Source organism: Caballeronia arationis, from assembly GCF_001544975.2.
GTDB lineage: Bacteria > Pseudomonadota > Gammaproteobacteria > Burkholderiales > Burkholderiaceae > Caballeronia > Caballeronia arationis.
Map to the genome: position 1 here is coordinate 1 of NZ_FCOG02000438.1, position 1394 is coordinate 1394.

A 1394-nucleotide genomic window follows, 5' to 3' on the forward strand; every position below is an offset into this window, starting at 1 on the left:
ATCCATTCGCCACCCGACTTGATTACGTCTTTGCTGCGATCAGTGATTTGCATAAAGCCATCGGAATCGATGGTCGCAACATCGCCGCTCGGAAACCATGCTTGTCCTTCGTCGTCGAACTGCAGCGGACTATCCCCTTCGTTCCTGAAGTAGTTGCACACCACTGATGGCCCACGCACCAGCAGATCACCAGAGGTCGCGCCGTCCCAGGGCAACTCCATGCCGTCCTCGCCAACGATTTTTATGTCGACGCCAAACACCACACGGCCTTGTTTGGACTGCACGGCATGACGCTCTTCCAGGGACATCTCGAGGTGTCTGGCCTTCATGGTGCAGATGGTTCCCATAGGGCTCAGTTCAGTCATCCCCCATGCGTGCAATACCGCTACGCCGTATGTTTCCTGGAACTTGCGCAACATGGCCGGGGTGCAGGCCGCGCCACCAATGATGGTGCGTCTCATGCTCGAGAATGACTGGCCTGTTTCCTCAACATGACTTAGCAGGCTTTGCCAGACAGTCGGAACGCCAGCGGAGAGCGTAACCTGCTCGGCTTCGAGCAGTTCATACAGCGATTTGCCGTCCAGAGCCGGCCCCGGAAATACAAGTTTGGCCCCGACCATGCACGCGATGTAAGGAAGTCCCCAGGCATTGACATGAAACATCGGCACAACGGGCAGGATCACGTCGCGTGCGGAACAGTTCAGCGCATCAGGCAGCGCCGCCGCATAGGTGTGCAGCATCGATGAGCGATGGCTGTACAGGACTCCTTTCGGGTTGCCCGTTGTGCCAGAGGTGTAGCAGAGCGTACTGGCGGCGTCCTCGTCTAAAATCGGCCAGGAGTAGTCGGACGAACACTGCTGGATCAGGTCTTCATAGCACAGCAGGTCGTCAATGCCGGCGTCTTTCGGCATGTGGGCGTGATCGGTCATGGCGATGAACGCCTTGACGGTCTTGCAGCGGCCAGCGACGGCCTTGATCAACGGCAGGAAGGTCAGGTCGAAGAAGATGTACTGGTCTTCGGCGTGATTCGCGATGTAAGCGACCTGGTCTTCATGCAGGCGAGGGTTGATGGTATGCAGAATGGCACCCATACCAGAGACGCCGTAGTACAACTCCAGGTGACGGTAGCCATTCCATGCCAGCGTGCCGATCCGGTCGGAGGGCTTGACACCGAGGCTCGTCAGCACATTGGCCATCTGGCGCGCGCGACGGTGGCAGTCGCGGAAAGTGTAGCGATGGATATCGCCCTCCACCCGCCGGGACACGATCTCCGTATCGCCATGATGGCGGTCGGCATGCACAATGAGTGAAGAGATCAACAACTTCTTTTGCATCATCAAGCCATTCATGGCGTCGTTCCGTTCGTAATGTCTGTGATCGGGGAGCGGGCAGAT

At 57.8% G+C, this 1394-nt stretch carries 1 protein-coding gene; it reads right to left on the minus strand.

Annotated features, from left to right (window positions below; translation table 11 throughout):
- On the minus strand, window positions 1-1349 hold a 1349-nt coding region (locus AWB81_RS42965; protein WP_062644657.1), incomplete at its 3' end, for an AMP-binding protein.
- Window positions 1350-1394: the final 45 nt, after the last annotated feature.